1 protein-coding gene and 1 pseudogene are annotated in these 4788 nt (G+C 73.3%); both read right to left on the bottom strand.

Going from position 1 to position 4788, the window contains the following annotated elements; genetic code table 11:
* A pseudogene (locus IEJ02_RS51200) lies at positions 1–2360 on the bottom strand (type I polyketide synthase); the annotation flags it as partial.
* Positions 2361–2454: 94 nt separating this feature from the next.
* Positions 2455–4788: SDR family NAD(P)-dependent oxidoreductase (locus IEJ02_RS38590; RefSeq protein ID WP_191069051.1), on the bottom strand; the 2334-nt coding region annotated here is incomplete at its 5' end.

Raw genomic sequence — 4788 nt, forward strand, 5'->3', positions numbered from 1 at the left:
GTTCGCGGAGGTTGCGGTACCAGTACTCGGCGTCGAGGGCTTCGCCGTCGATGGGGGCGGCGGTGACGGTGGAGTACAGGGGCACATGCCCGGCGCGGGGGGTGATGGGCGCGGCGAGTTGGAGGAGCTGTTCCCGGATGCGGTCGACGTGGGGCGTGTGGGACGCGTAGTCGACCGGGATGGTGCGGGCGCGCACCCCGGCGTTCTCGGCGGCTGCGGTCACCTCGGCGAGCCCGCTCGGGCTCCCGGCGATGACGGTGGAGGTCGGGCCGTTGACGGTGGCGATCCAGACGTCGTCGTGGCCCGTCAGCAACTCGCGAGCCTGGTCGGCGGAGGTGGCGAGGGAGACCATGCCGCCGTGTCCGGCCAGTTCCTGGGCGATGAGGCGGCTGCGCAGGGCCACGAGCCGTGCGCCGTCGTCGAGCGTGAGTGCCCCGGCTACGCATGCGGCGGCGATCTCACCTTGCGAGTGGCCGATGACGGCGGCGGGCTCGATGCCGAGCGAACGCCACACCTCGGCGAGGGAGACCATGACGGCCCAGAGGGCGGGCTGGACCACGTCCACCCGTTCCAGCGCGGTGTCGTCCGAGGTCTCGCGCAGGACGTCGAGGAGATTCCACTCGATATGCGGGGCGAGGGCCTGGGCGCACCGGTCGATGGATTCGGCGAACGCCGTTGAGAAGTCGAGCAGTTCGGCGGCCATGCCGACCCACTGCGACCCCTGCCCCGGAAAGACGAACACCGCACCGGACGGTGGCTCGCCCGGGACCACTCCGCTGACCACGTGGGGGGCGGGGTCGCCGGTGGCGATGGCGTCCAGCCCGGACAGGAAGGTGTCCCGGTCGGCGGCCACGACCACCGCGCGGTGCTCCAGCGCGGCACGGTGCCGTGCCAGCGTCGAGCCGATGTCGGCGAGATGCCGGTCGTTCGTGGCCACGAACGCACGCAACTGCGCTGCCTGTGCTCGTAGCGCGGGTTCGGAGCGTGCCGAGATCACCCACGGCAGCACGCCCTCCGTGGGGGTGGACGGGGACGTGGTGTCCGCCGTCGGGGCCGCTTCGAGGATCACATGGGCGTTGGTGCCGCTGACCCCGAACGACGACACCGCCGCGCGGCGTGCCCGTTCGGCCTCGGGCCAGGGCGCGTTCTCCGTCACCAGTTCCACCGCGCCGGAGGCCCAGTCCACATGTGGCGTCGGCTCGTCCACGTGCAGGGTGCGTGGCACGACGTCATGGCGCATCGCCATGACCATCTTGATCACACCGGCCACGCCCGCCGCGGCCTGGGTGTGGCCGAGGTTGGATTTCACNTGCCTCGATGGGGTCGCCCAGCGCCGTACCGGTCCCGTGCGCCTCGATCACATCCACCTCGGACGAGGCCACGCCCGCGTCGGCCAGCGCGTCCTGGATCACCCGCCGCTGGGCGGGGCCGTTGGGCGCGGTGAGGCCGTTGGAGGCGCCGTCCTGGTTGACCGCCGAGCCCCGGATGACGGCCAGCACCTGGTGGCCGTTGCGGCGGGCGTCGGACAGCCGTTCCACCAGCAGCAGCCCCACGCCCTCCGCCGCGCCCATGCCGTCCGCGGCGGCGGAGAACGCCTTGCACCGGCCGTCCCGGGCCAGCCCCCGCTGCCTGCTGAACTCGGTGAAAAGATCCGGCGTGGACATCACGGCGACACCGCCGACGACCGCCATCCCGCACTCGCCGTCGCGCAGCGCCCGCACCCCCAGGTGCAGCGCCACCAGCGAGGACGAACACGCGGTGTCCACGGTGAGGGCCGGGCCGGTCAGCCCGAAGGTGTAGGCGATGCGCCCGGAGACGACACTGCCCGCGACACCGGTCATGGCATGGCCCTCGACCTCCTCCGGGATCGCGGGCAGCCTGCTGCCGTAGTCATGGAAGCTGGCGCCGATGAACACCCCGGTCCGGCTGGAGCGCAGCGACACCGGGTCGATCCCCGCGCGCTCGAACAGCTCCCAGGACGTCTCCAGCAGCAGCCGCTGCTGGGGGTCCATCGCCATCGCCTCGCGCGGTGAGATGCCGAAGAAGGAGGCGTCGAACTCGCCGGCGGTGTGCAGGAATCCGCCCTCGGCGGTGTACGAGGTGCCCGGCCGTTCGCCGCCCGGGTCGACCAGCCCCGCCAGATCCCAGCCACGGTCGGCCGGGAACCCGGAAATGGCGTCCCCGCCACCTTCGACGAGCTCCCACAGCGCCTCGGGCGAGGCCACTCCGCCGGGGTAGCGGCAGCTCATCCCGACGATCGCCACCGGCTCGGCGGCCGCCGACTCCGCCACCCGCAGTTGCGCCCGCGTCTCCTTGAGCTCCGCGGTGACCCGGGTCAGATAGTGGCGGAGCTTGTGCACATCGTCCATGTCGGGGCTCCATGCGAAGAGTCGGCGGTGTGAGGTGGGTATGGCGGACAGACCGGCTGGTCAGCGGGTTGGGGCGGGAAGGGGATCAGGAGATCCCGAACTCCTTCTCGATGTAGTCGAAGAGCTCGTCGTTGGTGGCCGCTTCGAGATCCTCGGACGTCACCGGCTCCTCGGCGGTGTCCACGGTGGCTACGGCGTCCATGGCGTCCACGGCGGACCGGAGCAGCCGGCGCAGCCGGTCGGCGATCTCGGAACGGGCGGGGGCGTCGCTCGGCAGCGTGCCCAACAGCCGCTCCAAGCCGTCGAGTTCGGCGGAGCCGTCGCTCGTGGCAGCTTGGCCGCCGGCGTGCGGGTCGTCGTACGGGCCGTCGCCGATGCCGGTGAAGAGCTGTGCGTACAGATAGTCGACGAGCTCGGCGACGGTCGGGAAGTCGAAGATCACGGTGGCGGGCAGCCGGAGCCCCGTGACGCTCCCGAGCCGGTTGCGCAGCTCCACCGCCGTGACCGAGTCCAGGCCGAGTTCCAGGAACGGCCGCCTGGTGGCCACGGCCTCGGCCGAGTCATGGCCGAGGACGGCGGCCACCTGGCCGCGTACGGTCTCGAGGAGCCGCCGTTCGCGCTCCTCGGGCTTCGCGTCGGCGAGCCGGTCGCGCAGGGCCGCCACCGTACCGCCCGTACCGACGCCGCCGCCCGGCGCCCCGGCCCCCGCACCCTCGACCGCGCCGAGCGCCCGCCGGGCCTCGGGGATCTCATCGAGGAGGTGGCTGGGGCGGGCCGCGGTGTAGGCGTGGGCGAAGCGGTCCCAGTCGATGTCGGCGATCACCAGGGACGTTTCGTCGTCCGCCAGCGCGGCTTCCAGCGCGAGGAGTGCCGACTCCGGCGGCAGCAGCGGTACGCCATGGCGCAGCCGCAGCTCGGTGACCGCGTCCCGTTCGGCCATACCGCCCTGCGCCCAGGAACCCCAGGCCACGGAGGTGGCCACCAGCCCCCGCGCGCGGCGGTGGCGGGCCAGGGCATCCATATAGGCGTTGGCGGGCGCGTAGTTGCCCTGGCCCACCATGCCCACGGTGCCCGCCAGGGAGGAGAACAGCACGAACGCGGACAGCTCCAGGTCCTGGGTCAGCTCGTGCAGCCGCCACGCCGCATCCGCCTTGACCCGTAGCACCCGGTCCACCTGCTCGGGGGCGAGGGAGGTGATGGCGGCGTCGTCCAGGACGGCCGCCGTGTGGAACACCGAGGTCAGCGGGTACGCGGCCGGAATCGACGCCAGAAGCGCGCGGAGCGCGTCGGCGTCCCCGACATCGCAGGCCGCCACGGTCGCCTTGGCCCCCGAGGCGGTCAGCTCGGCCACCAGCTCGTCCGCTCCCGGCGCGGTGTCCCCGCGACGGCTGATGAGCAGCAGATGCTCGGCACCACGGGCCGCGAGCCGACGGGCCACCTGGCTGCCGAGGGCGCCGGTGCCACCGGTGATCAGGACCGTCCCCGGGCCGGGGGACCAGCCGTCGTCGAACGCATCGCCGAGCCCATCGCCGAGCGCGTCGCCGAGCCCATCGCCGAGTCGCGGCGCCCTGACGATACGGCGCCCGAGGATCCCGGTGGCGCGGACCGCGACCTGGTCCTCGTGGCGGTCGGCGGCCAGTACGGCGCAGAGCCGGGCCGCCGTCCGTTCGTCCAGATCCTGGGGCAGATCCACCAACCCGCCCCAGCGGGTGGCGAGTTCCTGCGCCGCCACCCGGCCCAGACCCCAGACCAGCGCCTGCGCCGGGCCGGTCAGCGGATCGTGGTCGCCTACGGACACCGCGCCCTGGGTGACACACCACAGCGGCGCGAACAGCCCCGCCGCCTCCAGGCCCTGGATCAGCCGCAGGGTGCGGTGCAGCCCGGCGGCCTCGTCGCGGGCGAGCAGCGAGAGCACGCCGACGACGGGCGCGGTGGGGTGCGCGGTGGCGTGTGCGGTGAGGGTGGCGAGGGCGTCGGCCCAGTGGCGCGGATCGTCGGGCGCCACGACCACCGTTTCCACCGTGGCCCCGTGCCGGTTCAGGGCCGTGGCGATCGCCTCGTACAGCGCCCCGCCCTTCTGGTCGGGCGCCAGGACGAGGAGCCAGGTGCCGGAGAGCGCGGGCGCGGTGGCGTCGGGCAGCGGCTTCCATCCCTCGCGATACCGCCACGCGTCCATCGTGGACGCCGCGCTCCGCCGTCGATGCCACGCCGACAGCGCGGGCAGCAGAGTGGTCAACTCCGCCTGCGACTCCTCCAACCGCAGGGTCCGCGCCAGACCTTCCAGATCCTCGCGCTCCACGGCCTCCCAGAAACCGGTGTGCGGATCCGGGCCTGCCGTGGCGCCGGCGCGGTATCGGGCCGGGGCGGCCGTGTCCAGCCAGTAGTGGCGGCGTTGGAAGGGGTAGGTGGGGAGGTTGGT

This window comes from Streptomyces sp. 5-10, from assembly GCF_014712245.1.
GTDB classification, from domain to species: Bacteria; Actinomycetota; Actinomycetes; order Streptomycetales; family Streptomycetaceae; genus Streptomyces; species Streptomyces violaceusniger.